The sequence below is a fragment of the Candidatus Pelagibacter sp. PS_10_02 genome (assembly GCF_059418005.1).
The window spans coordinates 762487-783498 of record NZ_CM182076.1; the positions used below are offsets into that span (position 1 = coordinate 762487).

28 protein-coding genes are annotated in these 21012 nt (G+C 30.6%); 12 read left to right on the forward strand and 16 right to left on the reverse strand.

The window, feature by feature from the left end; all coding sequences use genetic code 11:
- Positions 1-26 precede the first annotated feature (26 nt).
- A complete protein-coding gene (locus AC5SL1_RS04255) occupies positions 27-209 on the forward strand; it encodes a hypothetical protein (protein WP_494579169.1) in 183 nt (60 codons plus the stop codon).
- On the opposite strand, the gene AC5SL1_RS04260 is transcribed toward AC5SL1_RS04255, so the two are convergent.
- Genes AC5SL1_RS04260 through AC5SL1_RS04280 form a run of 5 tightly spaced genes read right to left on the reverse strand, consistent with a single transcriptional unit; the run spans position 206 to position 3388 of the window.
- Positions 206-643 (reverse strand): CoA-binding protein, encoded by a 438-nt coding sequence (locus AC5SL1_RS04260; protein WP_494579171.1) that lies wholly within the window; start codon positions 641-643, stop codon positions 206-208. The genes AC5SL1_RS04255 and AC5SL1_RS04260 overlap by 4 nt on opposite strands.
- Positions 643-1428, reverse strand: a complete 786-nt coding sequence (locus tag AC5SL1_RS04265; protein ID WP_494599245.1) for an enoyl-CoA hydratase — start codon at positions 1426-1428, stop codon at positions 643-645. Before AC5SL1_RS04265 ends, AC5SL1_RS04260 begins: the two co-directional genes overlap by 1 nt.
- A complete protein-coding gene (locus AC5SL1_RS04270) occupies positions 1412-1786 on the reverse strand; it encodes a cytidyltransferase (protein WP_494599246.1) in 375 nt (124 codons plus the stop codon). Before AC5SL1_RS04270 ends, AC5SL1_RS04265 begins: the two co-directional genes overlap by 17 nt.
- The gene (locus tag AC5SL1_RS04275) at positions 1786-2193 is read right to left on the reverse strand and encodes a P-loop nucleotide/nucleoside kinase family protein (protein WP_494572707.1); all 408 of its coding nucleotides are present in this window, start codon (positions 2191-2193) and stop codon (positions 1786-1788) included. Before AC5SL1_RS04275 ends, AC5SL1_RS04270 begins: the two co-directional genes overlap by 1 nt.
- 1 nt (position 2194) lies before the next feature.
- On the reverse strand, positions 2195-3388 hold the full coding sequence (locus tag AC5SL1_RS04280) for an aromatic ring-hydroxylating oxygenase subunit alpha (RefSeq protein ID WP_494599247.1): 1194 nt from the start codon (positions 3386-3388) through the stop codon (positions 2195-2197).
- Positions 3389-3488: 100 nt separating this feature from the next.
- On the opposite strand from AC5SL1_RS04280, the gene AC5SL1_RS04285 reads away from it, so the two are divergent.
- The 3 genes from AC5SL1_RS04285 (at position 3489) to AC5SL1_RS04295 (ending at position 6263) form a co-directional block, all read left to right on the forward strand.
- Positions 3489-4217, forward strand: a complete 729-nt coding sequence (locus tag AC5SL1_RS04285; RefSeq protein ID WP_494599248.1) for a methylenetetrahydrofolate reductase — start codon at positions 3489-3491, stop codon at positions 4215-4217.
- Positions 4210-5568 (forward strand): aminomethyltransferase family protein, encoded by a 1359-nt coding sequence (locus tag AC5SL1_RS04290; RefSeq protein ID WP_494599249.1) that lies wholly within the window; start codon positions 4210-4212, stop codon positions 5566-5568. The genes AC5SL1_RS04285 and AC5SL1_RS04290 overlap by 8 nt, the downstream gene beginning before the upstream one ends.
- 149 nt (positions 5569-5717) lie before the next feature.
- Positions 5718-6263 (forward strand): hypothetical protein, encoded by a 546-nt coding sequence (locus tag AC5SL1_RS04295; protein WP_494579178.1) that lies wholly within the window; start codon positions 5718-5720, stop codon positions 6261-6263.
- Here AC5SL1_RS04295 and AC5SL1_RS04300 read toward each other — a convergent pair.
- From AC5SL1_RS04300 to AC5SL1_RS04320, 5 genes are read right to left on the reverse strand one after another with little or no spacing between them, the layout of a single operon-like run.
- Positions 6260-6430 (reverse strand): hypothetical protein, encoded by a 171-nt coding sequence (locus tag AC5SL1_RS04300; RefSeq protein WP_494599250.1) that lies wholly within the window; start codon positions 6428-6430, stop codon positions 6260-6262. The genes AC5SL1_RS04295 and AC5SL1_RS04300 overlap by 4 nt on opposite strands.
- Entirely contained in the window at positions 6423-6857 is a 435-nt protein-coding gene (locus tag AC5SL1_RS04305) for a DUF3726 domain-containing protein (RefSeq protein WP_494599251.1), read from the reverse strand. The genes AC5SL1_RS04300 and AC5SL1_RS04305 overlap by 8 nt, the downstream gene beginning before the upstream one ends.
- An 8-nt stretch (positions 6858-6865) precedes the next feature.
- On the reverse strand, positions 6866-7033 hold the full coding sequence (locus AC5SL1_RS04310) for a DUF3726 domain-containing protein (protein ID WP_494579182.1): 168 nt from the start codon (positions 7031-7033) through the stop codon (positions 6866-6868).
- Between the two features lie 5 nt (positions 7034-7038).
- A complete protein-coding gene (locus AC5SL1_RS04315) occupies positions 7039-8691 on the reverse strand; it encodes a hypothetical protein (protein ID WP_494599252.1) in 1653 nt (550 codons plus the stop codon).
- A complete protein-coding gene (locus tag AC5SL1_RS04320) occupies positions 8691-9659 on the reverse strand; it encodes a membrane dipeptidase (protein ID WP_494599253.1) in 969 nt (322 codons plus the stop codon). The genes AC5SL1_RS04315 and AC5SL1_RS04320 overlap by 1 nt, the downstream gene beginning before the upstream one ends.
- 114 nt (positions 9660-9773) lie before the next feature.
- Between AC5SL1_RS04320 and purE the strand changes: the two genes are divergently transcribed.
- The 4 genes from purE (at position 9774) to AC5SL1_RS04340 (ending at position 12123) form a co-directional block, all read left to right on the forward strand.
- Positions 9774-10265 (forward strand): 5-(carboxyamino)imidazole ribonucleotide mutase, encoded by a 492-nt coding sequence (gene purE, locus AC5SL1_RS04325; protein WP_494579186.1) that lies wholly within the window; start codon positions 9774-9776, stop codon positions 10263-10265.
- A gap of 7 nt (positions 10266-10272) precedes the next feature.
- The gene (locus AC5SL1_RS04330; protein WP_494599254.1) at positions 10273-11319 is read left to right on the forward strand and encodes a 5-(carboxyamino)imidazole ribonucleotide synthase; all 1047 of its coding nucleotides are present in this window, start codon (positions 10273-10275) and stop codon (positions 11317-11319) included.
- Between the two features lie 9 nt (positions 11320-11328).
- Positions 11329-11793, forward strand: coding sequence for a GNAT family N-acetyltransferase (locus tag AC5SL1_RS04335; RefSeq protein ID WP_494599255.1), 465 nt, complete (start codon positions 11329-11331; stop codon positions 11791-11793).
- 123 nt (positions 11794-11916) lie between these two features.
- A complete protein-coding gene (locus tag AC5SL1_RS04340; RefSeq protein ID WP_008545539.1) occupies positions 11917-12123 on the forward strand; it encodes a cold-shock protein in 207 nt (68 codons plus the stop codon).
- An 81-nt stretch (positions 12124-12204) separates the two neighbouring features.
- Here AC5SL1_RS04340 and AC5SL1_RS04345 read toward each other — a convergent pair whose 3' ends face one another.
- Positions 12205-12963, reverse strand: a complete 759-nt coding sequence (locus AC5SL1_RS04345; RefSeq protein WP_494579191.1) for an alpha/beta fold hydrolase — start codon at positions 12961-12963, stop codon at positions 12205-12207.
- Positions 12964-13022: 59 nt separating this feature from the next.
- On the opposite strand from AC5SL1_RS04345, the gene AC5SL1_RS04350 reads away from it, so the two are divergent.
- From AC5SL1_RS04350 to AC5SL1_RS04360, 3 genes are read left to right on the forward strand one after another with little or no spacing between them, the layout of a single operon-like run.
- Complete coding sequence (locus AC5SL1_RS04350) at positions 13023-13370, forward strand: cupin domain-containing protein (RefSeq protein WP_494579193.1); 348 nt, start codon at positions 13023-13025, stop codon at positions 13368-13370.
- Between the two features lie 35 nt (positions 13371-13405).
- Entirely contained in the window at positions 13406-14152 is a 747-nt protein-coding gene (locus AC5SL1_RS04355) for an aspartate/glutamate racemase family protein (RefSeq protein WP_494579195.1), read from the forward strand.
- 3 nt (positions 14153-14155) lie between these two features.
- Entirely contained in the window at positions 14156-14596 is a 441-nt protein-coding gene (locus AC5SL1_RS04360; RefSeq protein ID WP_494579197.1) for a hypothetical protein, read from the forward strand.
- Here AC5SL1_RS04360 and AC5SL1_RS04365 read toward each other — a convergent pair.
- Positions 14586-14900 (reverse strand): hypothetical protein, encoded by a 315-nt coding sequence (locus AC5SL1_RS04365; RefSeq protein ID WP_494599256.1) that lies wholly within the window; start codon positions 14898-14900, stop codon positions 14586-14588. The two genes, AC5SL1_RS04360 and AC5SL1_RS04365, sit on opposite strands and share 11 nt — an antisense overlap.
- A gap of 106 nt (positions 14901-15006) precedes the next feature.
- Here AC5SL1_RS04365 and AC5SL1_RS04370 point away from each other — a divergent pair, with 106 nt between their 5' ends.
- Positions 15007-15858, forward strand: a complete 852-nt coding sequence (locus AC5SL1_RS04370; RefSeq protein WP_494599257.1) for a DMT family transporter — start codon at positions 15007-15009, stop codon at positions 15856-15858.
- Positions 15859-15862: 4 nt separating this feature from the next.
- Here the strand turns inward: AC5SL1_RS04370 and AC5SL1_RS04375 are convergent, their stop codons facing one another.
- Genes AC5SL1_RS04375 through AC5SL1_RS04390 form a run of 4 tightly spaced genes read right to left on the reverse strand, consistent with a single transcriptional unit; the run spans position 15863 to position 20968 of the window.
- Positions 15863-16450, reverse strand: a complete 588-nt coding sequence (locus tag AC5SL1_RS04375; RefSeq protein WP_494599258.1) for a sarcosine oxidase — start codon at positions 16448-16450, stop codon at positions 15863-15865.
- The gene (locus AC5SL1_RS04380; RefSeq protein ID WP_494600293.1) at positions 16447-19443 is read right to left on the reverse strand and encodes a sarcosine oxidase subunit alpha family protein; all 2997 of its coding nucleotides are present in this window, start codon (positions 19441-19443) and stop codon (positions 16447-16449) included. Before AC5SL1_RS04380 ends, AC5SL1_RS04375 begins: the two co-directional genes overlap by 4 nt.
- 1 nt (position 19444) lies before the next feature.
- Positions 19445-19711, reverse strand: a complete 267-nt coding sequence (locus AC5SL1_RS04385; protein WP_494573453.1) for a sarcosine oxidase subunit delta — start codon at positions 19709-19711, stop codon at positions 19445-19447.
- The gene (locus AC5SL1_RS04390; RefSeq protein ID WP_494599259.1) at positions 19712-20968 is read right to left on the reverse strand and encodes a sarcosine oxidase subunit beta family protein; all 1257 of its coding nucleotides are present in this window, start codon (positions 20966-20968) and stop codon (positions 19712-19714) included. It abuts the gene before it with no gap.
- Between the last annotated feature and the right edge of the window lie 44 nt (positions 20969-21012).

Here is a 21012-nt window from a genome sequence, read left to right on the forward strand (position 1 = left end):
TTTTAAACTAGTTCTATAAGAAAGCCATGAAAAATTTTTATGTAATTGAAGGTGAACATACCAACCCAAACGAAATTAAAACATTACTGAAGAATACTGAAAAAAAACATGGCCCCTTTGAAGAACAAGAAGCTAATCAGATTGCAAAGGGATTAATTCAAAAAAATATAGATGATTTTTATCATCGTGCTTGGGTCATAAAAAACTAGCTCTGCAAAACAGGAAAAGCTGGGTTGATATTTAAAAAAAGCTTTTGATATTCCATTTTAGTGCATCTATTTTCAATGTATTCAATATCATTACTCTCTACCAACTCTTTAGCATCATCGCTTCTAATTCCAAGTTGTAACCAAAGAACTTTAGCTCCAATTTTAACACTCTCTTCTGCATACTTATTAGCTTCTGCAGATGGTCTAAATACATCTACAATATCAATAGGTATTTTAATATCTTCAAGTTTTTCAAAAACCTCTTCTCCTAAAATTTTTTGACCCTTTGCACTTGGGTTAACTGGGATAACTCTAAAGCCATACTTCTGCATATATTTCATAACAATAGTTGAGGGTTTTTTATCATCTTTGCTAACACCCACCATCGCAATTGTTTTATACTTTGAGAGAATTTTTTTTATTTTATCATTCACTACTTATGTTTCCACTTAGGTTTTCTTTTTTGCAAAAATGCTGAGATCCCTTCTTTTGCATCCATTGCCATCATATTTTTAGTCATCATTTTACTCGTATATGCATAAGCTTTTCTCAATGGCATTTCTAATTGATTATAAAAAGTTTGTTTTCCAATTTTAATTGTAAGGCTTGATTTTGAAGCAATAGTTTTGGCAACTTTTAAAACTTCATTGTTTAATTTTGATTTAGCAAAATGATTATTAATTAATCCAATTTCTTTTGCATAATTTGCTTTAATAGGTTCACCAGTTAATAACATTTGCATCATTCTTTTTCTATTAACTTTTCTACTAACTGCAACCATTGGTGTACTACAAAATAAACCAATATTTACTCCTGGTGTTGCAAAAATTGCATCATTAGTACTGTAAGCAAGATCACAGCTTGCAACTAACTGACAACCTGCTGCAAATGCTGCCCCATGAACTTTTGCAATAACTGGTTTTTTTCCTTCAACTATTTGAAGCATCAATTTTGAGCAAAGATTAAAAAGTTTTTGATACTTTTCTCTTTTTTTTAATCCACTCACTTCTTTTAAGTTATGACCTGCGCTAAAACCTTTGCCAGCACCTTCAATAATAATTGCTTTAACATCGTTATTATTATCTAATCTTTTAAAAACTTTGATTAGGTCGTTTAAATTTTTAAATGAAAGTGCGTTATATGTTTTTGGCTCATTAATGATGACTGAGGCAATATCTTTATTTGAAAATTTTACTTTAATATTACTTAAGTTTGCCATCTTCTCTCATTTTAGCTCTAATTTTAGTTGCTGATATTTGTTGAATTTCCTCTGATAAAACTATTTCTTCAATTTTATAACCAACTCCTCTACCGTAACAAATATTTGTAATATTAGGTACTAATATCACCTTAAATCTACCTTCAAACTCTGGGTTTAATCTTTCTTCAATATTCTTTTTCACTGTGTCAAAATCAAATGGGTTATCATCAACTCCTTGAACGTCTCTTATTTGAATACAAACTTGTCCAGTTTTTTTAATAATTTCCTGAAATAATGCATAATGACCATCATGGAATGGTTGCCACCTTCCTAACATTTGTGCAGTTGGTTTTTTATTATCCCATTTGTAAGCCATTATTTTATCTCCTTTAATATTATTGGTGCCCAGTATTTAGCATCTTGAGTTGTGACCTGACAATCAAATTTTTCAGGCTTTACAAACATTTTGTTAGTATCGTCAAAACGTCCTTCTTTTATTGTGTTTACCCAGATAATATAATCCGCAGGAAATAAGTTTCTAGCCTCAGGAGTTGGGCAAACAAAATCTGCCACAACATAATTTCCCTCATCTTTCAATTTTTTTGCAAAATCTGCCATTCGCTTTGATTGTCTTATTCTTCCTTCTTCTGAAAAATCCCAATCATTAGCTTCTTTTCTAACCTCATCCGCATTCAGTCTTTTGGCATTTAACATTGGTGCTATTTCATTTGCTAAAGTTGTCTTGCCCGAGCCCGGTAGACCCATTATTAAAATTATTTTCATTTTATATTAAATTTTCTGCAACCCATTTATGAAATTGATGGGTTGGATTATCCATTATTGGAGAAAAATTTCCACCATTATAAGTAGGAGAATTTCTTCCTTCTTGCATACCTTCAATAGCTTTTATATCCTCTTTCATTACTTCTTTCCAAAATTCAGAATTTTTTTTTCTCATTTCAGCTAATTTGCTTCCATTTGCACTTTCATCACCTATATAATACATGAATAAGTGCTCTCTTGTTTCACTAATAGATTTTGGCTCCAACCAAAAAATATAAAAATGATCAATATGCAAACCAATCATAACATTAGGAAATAGAGCGATGTATTCAGCTTTTTTTTTTAAATCTTCTGGCCAATTTGGAAAATTATTAAAACTTTTTTCACCTTTAACCGGTTGATCATATTTATTTGTTCCTTGCCCAGCAAATCTATTGGGTAGACCTTGTATGTGATAATGATCAGTTATATTTGAAACTTTGTTGAGTTCTGGATGTATCCAGGGCAAGTGGTAACTTTCACAGTAGTTTTCTATAGCGAATTTCCAGTTACATTTAACATCAAGATTAAAATACCCATGATCTTTCGAATATTTAATTAAATTTTGGTCTTCTTTAGATATAAATTTTGACCATCTTTCTTCAAGAGGCTTTATATATTCCTCAAACTCTAGCTCATTATTATTTATATTAACAAAAATTATATCCATCCATACTTTAGTTCTAACTTCTTTTAAATTACTAGAAGATTTGTCAAAATTTTCTATTTCATGAGTATTCAGGCCTCCAATATGAGGTGTTGCAACTAGTTTTCCATCAAAATCATAAGCCCATGAGTGATAAGGGCATCTCAATACATTTTTTAATGAGCAAGGCTCATCTATAAGCTTAAATCCTCTATGACTGCAAACATTATGAAATACTCTTATTTTTTTCTCCTTATCTCTAAGAATAATAAGAGGAATGCCTAACAAACTATAAGGTTGAGCATCTCCTGAATTGGGTACTGAGCTTGCCACTCCAATTACTGACCATTTATCCATGAAAATAGCCTCTCTCTCAAATGATAAATAGTCCTTACTTATATAGCACTCGTTTGGTAAGCCATGAGCTGTTTCAATAGGGTTTCCAACAACCCTGATTTTGTCCAAATCTAAAATCTCTGAAAGTTTAAAATATTTGGTATTTTTGGACATAAAAAAAATTATCACTGAGATTTATTTTGGCAACAAATATCTTTGTCCACAAGATGAATTTCTTTGACAGCTTTTACAAAAAAGATAAAGATCAAAAAAAATGAATTTTTCTCTTGAGGTTGGACCTCACACTGATCTTGAAACATTGCCACCAGTTAAAGATGTTTATGTGACTATGCTACCAGGTGGAGACTATAAAGAAACCGCAGCAAAATCTGGTGATTTATTTAAAAAAGGTTTCAATCCAGTTCCCCATTTTCCAGCAAGATCAATTTTAGATGAGCAGCAGTTAAAAGATTTTATCACAAGATGTAAAGATGTTGGTACAAAACAAGCTTTAGTAATAGGTGGTAGTAGAGATCCAATTGGAAAATTTGATAGTTCAATACAAATTTTAGAAACAGGATTTTTTGAAGGAATTAAAATAGGAATAGCAGGGCATCCGGAAGGTAGTCCTGATATTTCTGATAAAGAATTAGAAAAAGCTATGATGGATAAAAAACCTTACGCCGATTATATAGTGACTCAATGGTTACTAGATAGTCAACCCATTGTAGATTTCATTTCTAAGCAGTCAGTACCAGTGCATGTGGGAATTACTGGGCCAATGAAAATATCCAGCTTAATTAAGTTTGCTAATATAGTTGGGGCGAAAAATTCCATAAATTTTCTTAGATCTAATTTTAGTAAGGCATTAGATTTATTGAAACCTAAAGACCCTAATGATTTAATTGGGAAAGTGAAAGAGTTTACAGGTAACTTCCACATTTATACATTCGGCGGCTTGAAGGAAACTAACAAGTGGTTGAAGGAGAATGGTTATGTCTAATGAATTTGACTATACTAAACTAAAACACGTAACTTCAGTTGATCAATCAGATCGTGAAGTACCATATAACTTAAGACAAAGTGGTCCTACAAAAGTTGAGATGTTAATTTCAACAAGAGTAAGAAAATCTCCATACTGGCATTTATCTATGCAAGCTGGTTGTTGGAGAGCAACTGTATACAATCGTATTTATCACCCAAGAGGTTATGTAAAACCTGAAGATGGTGGAGCGATGGTTGAATATGAAGCAATTAAAAATCACGTTACAATGTGGAACGTTGCTGTTGAAAGACAAATTAGAGTTAAAGGTCCAGATGCAGAAAAGTTTACTGACTATGTTATAACTAGAGATGCAACTAAAATCTCACCAATGAGAGCAAGATATGTAATTTTATGTAATGCTTATGGTGGTGTTTTAAATGATCCTATTCTTCTTAGAATTTCTAAAGATGAATTTTGGTTCTCATTATCAGACTCTGATATTGGAATGTATCTTCAAGGTGTTAATGCTGATGGAAGGTTTAATTGTACTATTGATGAGATTGATGTTTGTCCAGTACAAATTCAAGGACCTAAATCAAAAGCTTTAATGAAAGACCTTTGTGGAGATCAAGTTGATTTTGACAATATGCCTTTCTATGGTTTAGCTGAAGCAAAAATTGGTGGCAGAAGTTGTATAATTTCACAATCTGGTTTCTCAGGTGAAGCTGGATATGAAATTTATCTAAGAGATGCCACTAAATATGCTGATGATATGTGGAATGCTGTTCTTGCTGCAGGTAAAAAACATAGCCTGATGGTTATCGCTCCTGCTCACCACAGAAGAATTCAAGCTGGAATTCTTTCTTGGGGACAAGATATGGATCAACAACATAACCCTTACCAGTGTAATCTTGGTTATCAAGTGTCACTTTCAGGTAAAGGTGAGTGGAATAAAAAAGCTGACTATGTTGGAAAAGCTGCTTTAGAGAAAATGGGCGCTGATCTTAAAGCTGGTAAAAAACCTTACAAACTTCAGTTAGTAGGTCTTGAGTTGGGTGGAAAACCAATTGAAGAATATGCTCCTGACTTTTGGTTAGTGTCACCTGAAAGCGGTGGAGATCCTGTAGGATTTATCACATCTCCTTGGTATCACCCTGAAAAAGGTCAAAATATAGCAATGGGATATGTGCCATTTGATGGAACATTAAATGCTAATGGTTTCCCTAAAGGTAAAGTTGGAACTAAGTACAAAGTTCACTTACCTGCTAAATATTCTGACACACCAGGAACACCAGTTAATGCTGTGGTAGTGGATATTCCATTTACAGAATCTTATAACGCAAACACTAGAGAAGTCGTTAAAGGTTAAATTAATTATTTGGGGGAGACTTATTCTCCCCCACTAATAATGACAAAAACATTCCTAATCGTAGTTTGCATAATAATCGTAATTGCTTTAATAATCTTTCCACTATTTGTTTCTTACAAAGCTCAGAAAAGTAGTAAAAAAAATAAATAATGTTTGGTCAATTTTTAAATATAATTGTTCGGTCTATTAAATTAGATAAAACTCTTTACAAAGATAATAAGAACTTTGGTGAAGCTGCAATATATTTTGCAGGACTTATAATGATACTTGATGGTATTGCTGGTGCAGTTGCTGCAAACACTGTTATTAAAACCGCTGTTGCAATGTCTGGCTTAACTGCCATTCTTACTTGGTTTGTATGGGGATTATTTATTTATGTGATTGGTGTAAAATTATTTCCAGATAAAGAAACTAAAGTTCCTTTTAAAAAAGTTTTAACAGCGGTAGGGTTTGCACATGCACCAGGGCTTTTAAGGTTTTTTGCTGTAACACCAGAGTTAATGATCCCAATAATATTTCTAACTCAGTTTTGGATATTTGCTGGATTAATTATTTCAACAAAACAAGTTTTAAATTTAAAGTCTAATTTTAAATCATTTGGAATAGTCTTTTTGGCTTTTTTAATAATTGCTTTTCTCTCAATATCGTTTGTGATGAGCAAAATGAATGCTCTACCCATTAGCAATATTAGCTAAAGCGGAAATATAGTTTTTGAAATTTTGCAAGAATTACAGGTTTTAAATCCTGTTAAAATCAAATTTTGAGAAACACTCGGGTCTTCTTTTTTACACTCTTCACAAAAATCATCTAATTGAAGAACTTCTTCATCATTATTAGTTTGATCATCAAAGTCTTTAGTCATTATCAGTAAGACCAGCCCCTGCTCCACCTTGTTTTAGGCTTTCATTTTCTTCAACAAATGTTTCTTCTGAAAGCTTATAAAGCTCATTCCATTCATCGTCATTAAATGAGTCTCTATTTTCAATGACTTTTAAATTAACATTATTCGCGGATTCTATAATTTCATTTTTTGTATAATTTGAATAAATATTATTATTAAAATTTAACAGAAATTCTTTGTCATCAATTTTCAAGAAAATTCTTTTTCCAATCACTGCGGTAGCTCGACTAATAAAAGGCAAGAAAAGTAAAGGGTATAAGACTTTTTTAAAGTTTACCTGATTTAATTTTTCTAAGGTTTTGATTTGATCTAAAACATTCACTCCAGTTATAATTGGGCAATATCCATCTCTATTTGCTACGTTATCCTGATTAACCGCGCTAATCATATCAAGACTCAATTTTTTTTTTTCTTAAAAAAACTATTAAGATTTTTAACTCCTGGTAAATTGAAAATTTCAAGCAATCTTATATTTTTAGCAACTTCTTCTGCAATACCCCAAGAATAACCAGCAGCTCTACTTGATCTTTTTGAAACAGTTTCTATTTCGCTTAGAGACCTCATCTTTTTTAATTATAAACCCAATGCTCATCATAGTTTTTTAATTGGTCAGGTAAAGGTGCACCTTGAAACATACATATTCTTAACCATTTATCAGATCGTGGATCAAATTTTAAAGCTCCAAAAAATGATAATTTTAATCTCAACATATCAATTGGTACAATTGTTTTGCCAATTGTATTGTCCTGTATCTCTGAATAAGGAAATTTTTCAACTATAAATGCTCTTCTAACAATATGTCTCAATTCATTATTGGTTGATAAAAATTTAGCAATAGTCCAATTATTATTAACTTTTAATAATAAGTCGTGTAACCGTTTAATATCTCGAGCGATTGCAAGAGGTTGCTCTAATTCCGCACCCATTTCATCAAATCTATTTGCTAACCTTGGCTCCTCTTTATTTTTTGAAATAAACCAAAAATTTAAATTATTTTCATCTTTAGTAAAATCTATAGTTAAGATATCTGGATATTTTTTTTCTAAAATCAGCTTTAAATCTTCTACTGTTCGCTCAGTTGGAATATTAAAATATTTTTCCTCTTCAGAGCTCATTTCTTTAATTAAAGGTAAAACAATATCATCATAAGGCTCCATCATCATTGAGACAACATATTCGATGCACTCCTCACAATATTTTTTTTCTAAATGTAGGTATAATTCATTAAAAGCATAATCTTGCTCAAAATTAAAATTGTTATCTAAGTATATAATAAATTCATTAAGGTCTTTTAATAAAGATTTAATCTTATTAATTTGATATTCGCTTTCTGTATTCCAAGAAGTAATATTCTTTATTGACTTTTTTAAACATTCTAAAAAAATGTTCTGGTCTTTTTTTGGTATTTTTTTTATTTCTCTTATCTTTTTTAGAGCAATTTCTCTTGCAGATATCCAATTATTTAAAAGTGTTGGGTGATTAACAATAAATGGAGCCATACCAAGCCCAGTTGAATTTCCAATGCCCAAACTTTTACAAATATTTTCATCAAGCCTTACTGCCTTTTTTGGATTTTTAATTTTTGCAACATGATTGACTTGATCAAAAGTAAATTGTCGAACTAAATAAACCAACATCATTTCTAGTCTAAAAGGTCCATATATCTCTTCTCTATCTTTAATTCTAAATCTATCTGCTAATCCAAATTTACCTGACCCATAAACTGCAGTAGTTCTGTATAAATATCCGACACTATTTAGTAAATTTCTGTCAGGTTGTTTGCCTTCACTTAAGTTTTCAACAACATGATTAAAAACTCTTACTGATTTATTTGCTCTAGATAGTGTTAATTCTTTAAAAGAAAGTCTTCCAAATTCTTGCTTTGGAACTTCATTTCTTAAACGTTCAATATCTTGTTTTGTAGGAATGCCATCATGTAGTGTGAAAGCAGCATCCCACTTTGTAGCTATAACTCTATCTGATCTTTCATTTTCATCCAATTCGTTCGCAAAACAAATTAAAGAATAAACTCTATTTTTTTTTTTAAATGAATAAACTGCTATTCCATACCCATGTTCATCTAATTCAAATAAATCTCTTTTATAATCCCAGTCTTTAAATTCATTTAAAAAACTTCTTAAAAATGAAAGTTTAGATTGATGAAATGATCCAAGTCTAGATAGTTTCATCACTACATTGGGATCTCTTAGCTCAACATTCATCAATTCATACCTTTATAAAAATTATACCAATTATTTCCTAAAATTCCGTTTACTTCATTTTCTGAAAAACCAACTTTTTTAAGGCCATCTTCTATATTTTTAAAACCTCTTGCATCTAAAAACCATTTTGGTTGCTCAGGAAAACCTGGTTTGTTTTTAGAACCTTCTCCATAATTTCTACTTTTTGTCCAGGTACCATTTCTCATCCACTCAACAACAGTGTCTGGTTGATTCAAACAAAGGTCAGAACCAATTCCAATACATTCTGCCCCTATTATTTCAGCAGTTTTTGCTGCCATTTCACAAAAACTATTTAACGTACAATTTGTGCCATTTTTTAAATGATGTGAATAAAGAGACAGTCCTAACATTCCTTTATTTTTTGACAAAATTTTTAAAAGTTCATTAGATTTATTTCTTTTTGCTGGGTGCCAAAACGACGGATTTGCATGAGTGATTGCAATTGGTTTTTCACTTATATTAATTGCATCAATTGTACTCTTTTCTGCAGAATGAGACATGTCAATTACAAATCCTAGTCTATTCATTTCTTTAATTACTTCTCTTCCAAAATTTGTAACTCCACTATCAGTATTTTCATAACAGCCTGTGGCTAGTAACGATTGATTATTATAAGTTAATTGCATAAATCTACAGCCAAGATCATATACCTTTTCAACCAAACCAATATCGTCTTCTATAGGAGAACAATTTTGAAAACCAAAAAATATTGCAGTTTTATTTTCTAATTTTGCTTTTTCAATATCTTTAAAATCTTTACCATGAAATATAAGGTCTGAATTTTTTGTAAAATGATCTTCCCATTGTTTAACTACTGTTTTTAACTCATCAAAATCTTCATGATAAACAATAGTTACGTGTATCGCATCAAGACCTGCTTCCCTATTAATCTTAAAAACTTCTCTAGACCAGTTACAGTATTGCAAGTTATCAATTTTGAAATTCATAATGATTTTATTTGTTAACAAGAATATCAATAAGTTGGATAAATTCTATTAATTTTATTGAAATATTTAGCTTAATTTGAAATAACAATTTAAGTTAAAATGTAATTAGATTAAATGAGCAAAAACAATAAAAAAAAAGTATCAATTGTAATGGGTAGTCAATCTGACTTTAAAACCATGACATTTTGTGAAAAAGTGCTTAAAAAATTAAATATAAAATATGAAACTAAAATCATATCAGCTCATCGAACACCAGATCGAATGTATCAATATGCTAAAGATGCAGAAAAAAATAATATAGCAGTTATTATAGCTGGTGCTGGTGGTTCGGCTCATTTGCCAGGAATGATTTCTGCACTCACATCAATACCAGTGTTGGGAGTTCCAATTGAAAGTAAAAAACTCAAAGGATTAGATAGTCTTTTATCAATAGCTCAAATGCCAAAAGGTATACCAGTGGGTACTTTAGCAATTGGTGAGGATGGTGCCATTAATGCTTCGTTGTTAGCAGCATCTATAATTGGAATAAATGATCTTGGTGTTAAAAAAAAATTAGATCAATGGCGATCAAGTCAAAGTAAAGCTGTTAAAAAAAAACCAAAATAATTTAAATATGTTTAAACCAACTCTTGGAATAATAGGTGGAGGTCAATTAGGTAGTATGCTAGCGGTTGCAGCAAAGAAATTAGAAGTTAAAACTGTTATTTTTTGTGATGATGTAGACGCTCCTGCTCAACAATTTGCTAATGATTTTGTTCATGGAGAATATAATGATCAAAATAAGATTAAAGAATTCATTAGCAAAGTTGATGTTATTACTTATGAATTTGAAAATATTCCTTATGAGACACTAAAAGAAATCAATAAGATAAAACCTGTTTTGCCAAAACCTTCAGTTAATAGAATAATTCAACATAGATTAGCAGAAAAAGATTTCATTAATAATTTGAATATTAGAACTACAAGATACGTTTCAATTGAAAAAAAATCTGAAATAGAGTCTGTTGAGGATCTTTTGCCTGGAATTCTTAAAACTGTAACTTTAGGGTATGATGGCAAAGGTCAACATCCAATTCAAAATTTACAAAATTTAAATTCTCTGAATATTGATTATTCAAAAGGTTATATTTTAGAAAAATTGGTCAAACTTAAAAAAGAAATTTCAATTATTATTACAAGGTTTGATGTTCGAAAATACGAAATATATGAACCTATTGAAAATGTACATGAAGATCAAATTTTAAGAAGCTCTAAAATACCAGCAGAGATTAATGAAAAAATATTAGAACAATCAAAATTATGGGCAAAACAAATTGCTGAAGAACTAAAGTATGTGGGAACTTTGTGTGTTGAGTTTTTCATAGACAGAAATGAAAATTTATATGTAAATGAAATAGCACCACGAGTGCATAACTCTGGCCATTTAACTATTAATGCCTATAATATTAGTCAGTTTGAAAACCATATAAGAGCTGTTTGTAAATTAGATCAACTACCTATTAAAAAGATTTCTGATGCCCAAATGTTAAATATAATTGGAAATCAAATAATTAATTATAGAGACAAGAAATATGCTGAAAATGAATTTTTCTTTGACTATTTAAAAAAAGAAATTAAAGAAAAAAGAAAAATGGGCCATTTAACAACTTTAACTAGTTAAAAGATTTTCATGTTAAAATCAATTGAAGGTAATTTTGATCATCCAGAGGTTAATTCACTTTTGGTTAAGCATTTTATGGAACTGAGATCTGTATCACCAGAGGGAAGTGCTCATGTACTTGATATCGCAGGATTAAAAAATCCTACTATAAAATTTTGGAGCTTATGGGAAGATGAGGAATTAATGGGTTGCGGAGCTCTTAAATTTTTAGATAAAGAACATGGTGAGTTTAAATCTATAAGAGTTAATGATAAATTTAGAGGCAAAGGCAATGGAATAAAGGTTATCAATCACCTAATTTTTGAGGCTAAAAAGTTAAATATTAAGAAATTAAGCCTGGAAACTGGATCAGGTGTTTTCTTTAAAAATGCTAGAAAACTTTTTAACCAATCTGGATTTAAAGTTACTGGGCCCTTCTCGCACTATAAAGAAGACGTCAATTCAGTTTATATGAGCATGCTAATAAACAACTAAAAAAGTTTAAATTAGATAAATATTCTATTTTTTGTTGACAAAACCTCAATAAATCTAAACAAAGCGATAATTACTTAATTATAAGTAATAAAAAGTAACATAACAAAAAGTAAGAAGATAAATATGAGTCTACAAGGAAAAGTAAAATGGTTCAATCCAACTAAAGGTTTTGGTTTTATTGAAAGAGAAGATAAAGAAAAAGATGTATTCGTTCACGTTTCAGCTGTAAGAGATGCTGGTATGAATGGTTTAGATGAAGGTCAAGCTTTGACTTTCGATGTTGAAGATGGTCCAAAAGGTCCTTCTGCAGTAAATTTAAAAACTGCATAATTTTCACACTTTTTATTGGCTGCAATTTTTTAATTAAATTAATTTTTTAATTATTTAGCTAAATATTTCAGCCAATACCAATCAGTATTTTTTAAGAAAATTAATTACTATTGAATTAAATTCATCAGGCTTCTCTAAATGAACATTGTGAGAGCAGCCATCAACTATTCTAAGATCGCTATTTATAATATTTTCTTTTAAAGTTTCTACTTGATTGAAGTTATAGGCTTTGTCTTGATCTCCCCAAATTATCAAAGTTTCATTCTTAATATTTTTTAAATTTTCAATACCACTCCAATTTTTCATAGCAACAAGCGCATTGTCTGCAGCCTCTAAAGAAGTTTGCTTGCCCGCCTCTTCACATAAATAAAAATATTTAGATTTATCCTCTTCAATGAACCATGTTTTTGCAATTCTATAAGCTGTATTATCCAGTCCATTAGTTTTTAGCTTTTCTCTAGAAACATCTATAGTTTCAAATCTACCAGGCATATTCCCTCTTGGTCCTGTACCATAACAAATTAACTTTAAGATTTTTTCACCTGCTAACTTAACCATTTCTTGTACAATCATGCCGCCCATTGAGTGACCTAATAAATAAAAGTGTTCTATTTTCTTTTTTTCTAAAGAGGTCAATATAGATTTAGCCATATCTTCAATTGAATTGCATGATTTAACTTTATTGCTTTTTCCAAAACCTGGTAGTGCTGGAGCTAAAACTCTAAAATTATTTTTAAAAAAGTCTGTTTGTAAAGTCCACATTTCAGAAGATCCTAAAAAACCATGCACTAACACCAGTGGCGTACCACTTCCAACATCTTCAATAAATATATCTTGCATATTCATATTTTATTAATAATGATCCAATATAACAATTTAATAATAAGTAACTAACAAGTATGACAAATAGAAAAATAACTGACCTCTACAATGTTGAATTCACTCCATTTGATAATTATGGGGTTGTTGTGCCTGGAATGAGTTGGCATAAAATAAGTTATAATAAAGAAAATGGTGGTAATGGAACTTATCTTTTAAAAATGGAGCCAAATGCAAAAAGTTTACCCCATGTTCATACGGGTTTTGAAGAGTTTTTGATGTTAGAGGGTGAGTTAACTGATCCAGATAACAGAGTTTTTAAAAAAGGTGATTTTGTTACTTTCGAACCGGGCTCTACACATTCGTCTTATACTAAAGATGGTTGCTTAATTTTAGTTTTTATGAGAGGTATCAATAAACCTCTTTAGGAAATATTAAATAAATTTAATAAAAATATATATTTATGATTGGAATTTTAGGCGGAATGGGAACTCAAGCTGGACTTGATTTTTGCAATAAACTTGCAATGTTAAATAGAGGAAAAAGTGATCAAGAATACCCTTTATTCATACTTTACAACAAATCAAATATTCCTGGAAGACCAGAGTCTATAGGTGTTCAAACTAAATCATTATCTTCAATTCCAAGGAACTCTAAAAATACAAAAAAATATAATAGCGTTTTAAAAAGTTTGCTAGAGGGTTGTAAATCATTAGAAAAAAGTGGGTGCAAATTTATTGTTATACCCTGTAATACTGCACATTATTGGTATGAAGATTTAAAGAAAAAAATCAAGATACCTGTCATTAATATGCCTAAAGAAGTTTTTACACAAACAAAAAAAAGTTGTAAAAAAAATTCTAAAATTGGGCTTCTTGCAACAGAAGGAACATTAAAAACAGAGATTTATGATAAAATTTTTAAAAAAGATTTTGAATTAATTAAACCTTCAAACAATTTACAAACAAGTTCAGTAAACAAAACTATCAAACATGTAAAAATGGGGAATATAAAATTGGCAGAAAAAACTATCAAGCCTGCAATTAAATATTTAATTAAACAAAAGTGTGAAAAAATAATACTTGGATGTACCGAGATACCTATAGCAATTTTTGCTTATAAATCTCTACAGAATGCTAAAGTTTCAAAATTGTATCTTGATCCTAATTTAATATTAGCCAACTCATGTATGGCAAGATATAAAAAATAGATAATGAACACAAAAGTCAAAAAGCCATATGTTATATATATGGCTGAAATTATTTACTCCTACGTTTCCATCGAAAAAAACAAATATCCAGAAATCGATGTAAAACAAGCTATTAATAAATTCATGGAAACTAATGAATTTGCAAAGTTAAGTACTGGTGCATTGCATGATGAATGGTTTAGTGAATTAAAGAAAAATGAATATTTAGACAAAGATACTGGAAAAAAAATACCAGATGAAACCATCAAACTTTTAGAAATTCAAAAGGATATGACTATTAAAAATTTAATTAAAATTCCTAAACTTTATGAGACTGAAAATAATACTCTCATCGAAGCATCAAATAGAGCAAACCAATTCTTATGGCGTATGTGTGAAAGTTATGAACTTTGGTGTAAAGAATCCGGCCAATCAGAGCAACTTTTATTGGGTATTACTGATTAGCTAATTGAATAATTTTACTTGTTTTTTCTATTCTATTTTTTACTAAAGTAAAAAACTCTTCCTGTTTTTCTTCTTCCTCATTTTTTTTCTTTTTATTTTCTACAAGACTTTGAATATTTTCAGAAGGAGACTTACCAGTAATTTTTTTAACTGCTTGATTAGAGCCGTATGAAAGGCCAGCTTGATAGATATTACCAGTAGTAGCTAATGTATAAACAGGTCCTAATAAAGCTGTATTTTGTACACATCCATTAAGAAAAAATAGCAAAAATAATCCAGCAAATATTTTTTTTAGACTCATCATACTCCTTCTAAATATTAAGTATTTAAAAGTACAACTCAAGAGAGAAAGTGTTCATTTTGTATATTAATCGCTAATATTGATAATAAATATGACCTATAACCTTGATATGGTTAAAATTTTTCCATTCATTTTTATTATTTTGTGGTCCTCAGCTTTTGTGACGACAAAACCAATAATAGACAATAGTGATCCCTTTGCAGCATTGGCCTTTAGATTTTTTGTAGTAGCTTTTGGTTTCTATATTTATTCAATTTATACAAAACAAAAAATTTTAACTAATTCAAGAAACCTTCTGCAGTCACTTTTTAGTGGAGTACTTTTTCATGGTGTTTATTTAGGGGGTGTTTTTTATTCAGTTTCAATCGGAATGCCCACTGGTATTGCTGCATTAATTGTAACCTTACAACCAATTTTAACCAATGCTTTAGCAGGAAAATTTTTAGGTGAAAAAGTTACTTTTATGCAATGGATTGGAGTGATCCTTGGATTTATTGGTGCTGCTTTAGTTTTAGGTTTTGATATTGGATCAAGCCTTCCTGTTTTTGGAGTGTTAGCATCTTTTGTTGCTCTTCTGGCGATTACAACATCTACTTTATGGCAAAAAAAAATAAGTAACAATTTACCTTTGTCTGTCAGCAACATGTATCAAGCAATAGGTGGCTGTTCTTTTCACATAATAATTATTTTAATTTTTAGTGAACCTTATATTAATTTTACATCCACATTCTTAATAGCAATGAGTCACCAAATATTTCTTGTATCTTTTGGAGCATTTACAATCTTAATGTTTTTAATTAAAAATAACTCAGCAAGTAAAACTGTTTCTATATTTTTTTTAATACCACCAACTACAGCAATAATGGCCTGGTTATTTTTAAATGAAAAATTAAATAATCTAGATTTAATTGGTTTTGCTGTGGCAACTCTTGGTGTTTATATAGCAACAAGAAATCAATAAATTTTTAAACTCCTTTATATCCAAACTCTAAGCAAGCATCAGTAATTGAATGGTAAAAAGATTCTCCAAAACTTCTTAATGTGAACATTCTAACTTTATCTGGATTGTCATCTAACATATCAATTGTAACCGACATTCCGTTATAAATTGAATTTAAACATGTATCTTTTTTTAATTCATTAAAATTAAAAGGACATCCCTTTTTTAAAATCTCTTTTGTATTGTTTCCCTCTATTTGAATTATTGCTCTGCTATGAGATATATCTGTTATAGCAAAATCTGTTACTGGTAATTTTTCATTAATTTCTTTTATAGTTTCTTTTTTTGAAGAAACTAAAAGCCAGTTATTTGGGCCATTCCATAAAATTCTTGTATTAATGTTACAGCTTATATTTAGAGCTTCGTTTTTTAAGTTCAGATTATCTAACCTAATATTTTCAATAGCTATTGTAGAACTACTATATTTAAAAATTTGGATAATTAGAAAATCAGTTAATTCACTTACTTTTAACAACTCATTATCATTTTTTCCTTCATGATCACCAAATAAACCTTTGATATGAGTATTTTTTAAAGCAGAGATTGAGCTCATGACCTTACCCTTTCACCTTTTGGATCTACATAATGTGATGAAACAATCTCAACCGGTATTGTTTTATTTTTTAAAGGTGACATTGCAAATAGTTTTTGTCCTATCATATTTTTTCCATCCTTGAGAATTGCTAAGGAAAATGGATTATCGTATTCAACACTCCAGCAAGATGCTGAAATATATCCTAATTTAGGATTTGGGATTGGAGCCGTTGCGTCTTTAACTAAATGAGATCCTTCAGGGATACTTGTTTTCTTATCAATTGGAACAACTCCTACTACCTTTTGTCTATCTTTTGCTATAAATGCTTCTCTATCTAAAGAACGTTTTCCTATAAAGTCTTTCTTTTTACTGACCAATCCTTCTAAAGAGTTGTCATAAGGAATAGTTCTACCATCAAGTTCGGATCCTGCAATGTGTCCCATTTCAATTCTTAATGTTGATAATGCTTCAGTTCCATAGGGTTGAATTTTAAATTCTTGTCCTATTTCTATTATTTTCTCCCACATAAGGTTTCCATTATTAGATTCTACATTAACTTCATAAGCAAGCTCTCCTGAAAATGAAATTCTAAAAATTCGTGCATGAACTCCAAATAAATTAGCTTCTAAATACCCCATAAAAGGTAACCCTTCATTTGAAGCATCAATATTTGGAAATAGTTTTTGCAATAAATCTCTAGATTTTGGTCCAGCGATTGCTGCTCCTGCCCATTGCTCTGTAGTTGAAACTACATTTACATTTAGTTCTGGCCATACAAGTTGTAGATAATATTCAAGATGAGATAAAACATTTGCTGCTTGTGCTGTAGTTGTTGTCATATGATAATGGTTTTCAGAAATCCTCGTTGTTGTTCCATCATCCATAACAATTCCATCTTCTCTTAACATTACACCGTATCTAGCTTTACCAACCGGTAGTTTTAACCAAGCATTAGTATAAACTCGATTTAGTAGTTCTGCTGCATCAGGTCCTTTAATGTCAATTTTACCTAAAGTAGTTACATCACAAACTCCTACATTTGTTCTAACATTTTTAGCTTCTCTTTTGGAACCTTCAAATAAAGTTTCTTCTCCAATTTTGTAATATCTTGGTCTCAACCAAACACCCGCATCTACAAACACTGCATTATTTTTTTCATGCCAAGTGTGCATCGGTGATTTTCTTGTTGGTTTAGAATGTTTACCAATTTCTCTTCCAACAATTGCACCAATAGTAACTGGTGTATATGGAGGTCTAAAAGTTGTATGACCTACTTCTGGCACTATTTTATTTTCGATATTTGAAACTAGTTGCAAACCGTTGAGGTTACTTGTTTTTCCTTGGTCTGTAGCCATTCCTAGTGTCGTATATCTCTTTACATGTTCTATTGATCGATAACCTTCTTTTAGTGCAATTTCTACATCGGAAACTGCTACATCGTTTTGAAAATCTAAAAATCTTTTATATGTTTTGTCTTTAGGCAAAGGTACACACCAAAATTTATCATGTGTAGTTGATTTTTTCTCCATAACTGTTGGAGTTGATGTTTTGTTTTCATTTTTAGTAATTTTTTTTGAAAGTTCATATCCACTTTCAAATGATTTTTTTAAAGTTTCTTCTAATGTGAAAGTTCCATTTGCAGCACCCAAGGTTGTTTCATTTTGTTTTGATAGTCCTGGCACGAATGCATCTATATCTTTATTAAAAGTTGTTTTATTTCCTGATTGGGAAGCTAAGTGTATTGTTGGAGTCCAAAAGCCCGAAACACAAATACAATCACAATTAATATTTTCTAAAGCTCCCAATTTTTTTTTATCATCTGAAATTTTAGCAACCTCAGCAGATTTAACTTTTTTATATCCTTTGGCTGCAACAATTACGTAAGAAAATTTAATTTGAATATTTAATTTTTTTGCTTCATCTATAATTTCAGATTTTAATTCTTTTCTCGTGTCTAAAACAACTGGATCAACTCCATTTTTTTTAAATTCTATAGCTGTTTCATATCCGCTATCATTATTAGTAAAAATTAATGGTTTTTTACCTACTAAAACCCCGTAGACTTTTAAATATTCTTTTGCAGCTGAAGACAACATCACGCCTGGTGTATCATTGTTTCCAAATACTAATGGTCTTTCAATTGATCCAGATGAAATTACAACTTCTTTAGCTCTGATATACCATAATCTTTGTTTAGGATTATATTTTTTGGTTTTAGGCAAATGATCACTTAATTTTTCAGACATCACGAGCATATTGTGGTCATAATAACCAAATACTTGAGATCTATTTTTAACAATAACATTGGGCATTTCTTTAAGTTCTGAAATTATATTATCTGCCCACTCTTTTCCTGATTGATTACCAATATTAACTTCACTAGTTAACAATGATCCACCAAACCTTGGTTTATCCTCTGCTAATATAACTCTGGCTCCATTTTTAGCTGCAGCATATGCACTTGCTAAACCAGAAGGTCCTGAACCAGCAACTAGTAAATCACAGTACTCATATTTATGCTCGTATCTCTCTTTATCATGTTTAATTGATGCTACCCCAAGTCCTGCCGCTTTTCTTATAAAAGGTTCATAAACTTTGTACCAAAAGCTTTTTGGCCACATAAAAGTTTTGTAATAAAATCCTGCAGGTAAAAATATTTTTAGAAAATTATTTATAGCTCCAATATCAAAATTAACACTTGGCCAGCAATTGACACTGTTAGCTTCTAAGCCTTCAAACAACTCTTGTTCTGTAGCTTTTATATTAGGTTCAGTTTCATTATTTCTATAGAGTTGGACAATTGCATATGGCTCGTCCACTCCCGCTCCAAAAAAGCCTCTGGGTCTATGATACTTAAAGCTTCTTCCTATTAAATGAACTCCATTAGCTAATAGGGCCGAAGCCAGTGTATCCCCTTCATAACCAAAGTATTTTTTACCATTAAATTTAAAAGAAATCTTTTTGTCTCTATTTATTAAACCAATATCATTTAATCTATAATCCTGCTTCATATTAAAGTTCTTCATTTGCTTTAACTGTTTTGAATATTTCATGAGTTGCAGTGTCTCTTTCTACTTTAATCCACTGTCTACAACCTGATATATGTTGCCATAACTCTTTGTGTTTTCCTCTTAAGCTTTTTCTATTATAGACAAAATTATTCCAATCTTGGTCTGAAACTTCCTTATTAAGCTCTGGTCTTTTAACGGTTGCATCTCCACCATATGAAAATTCATTTTGAGATCTCATCCCACAGTGAGGACATTTAATATGGAGCATTTATGAAATCCATGTTTTAGTTCCAAGTCCTTTTTCATCTAGTAAGTGACCTGTATTAAATCTATTTAAACTATACCCAGCATTTAATTTGTGAACTCTATCTTGTGCAATTGTATGTGCGAATGTCCATCCTGATGCAGGTGTTGCTTTAAACCCACCATAACACCATCCACAATTTAAATACAATCCTTCAATATGAGTTTTATCTATTATAGGTGAACCATCCATAGACATATCCATTATCCCACCCCAAGTTCTGAGCATTTTTAGTTTACTAAGAAACGGCATCATTGCAATTCCTTCAGTTAAAACATGTTGAAGGGTTGGAAGATTTCCTCTTTGCGCATAACTATTATAGCCATCCAAATCTCCTCCCATTACCATCTCACCTTTATCTGACTGACTTATGTAAAAATGCCCCGCACCAAAAGTTACAACTCTATCTAAAACAGGCTTAACTGGTTCTGAAACACAAGCTTGTAAAAGATGTGTTTCAATTGGCAATGTCATATTCAATTTCTCTGCTAAAATATTTGTACTACCTGCAACACAAAGTCCAATTTTTTTAACTTTAATATCTCCACGTGAGGTTCTAACTCCCTGGATTTTTCCACTCACAACATCAAAACCTGTTACTTCACAATTTTGAATTATATCTACGCCCATAGAATCTGCTTGTCGTGCATATCCCCAAGCTACTGCATCATGACGAGCAGTACCTGCACTTGGTTGCATCAATCCACCGAATATAGGAAACCTTACATTGTCTGAAAAGTCAGCCATTGGAATAATTTCTTTCACTTCTTCTCTATTTAATAAAACTGCGTCGATACCATTTAATCGCATTGAGTTTCCTCTTCTTGCAAAAACATTCATCTGGGCATCTGAGTGAGCAAGGTTAATAATTCCTCTTGGGGAAAACATTACATTGTAATTTAAATCCTGGCTCATCTTTCTCCATAAATCCATTCCAAATTCACTAAATAAAGCGTTATCATCATACATGTAGTTTGATCTAATGATTGTGGTATTTCTTCCAACATTTCCACCTCCTATCCATCCTTTTTCAATAATGGCAACATTGGTAATATTGTGCTCTTTTGCTAAATAATAAGCGGTTGCCAGACCATGTCCGCCTCCACCAATTATGACAACATCATACTCTTTTTTAGGAGTAGGATCTTTCCAGGCTAAATCCCAATTTTGATGACCAGAAAAAGCATTTTTGATCAAATTAAATATAGAATATTTTTGCATTAAATAATTTTATACAAACGAATATAAATAGTTCTTATTTTTTT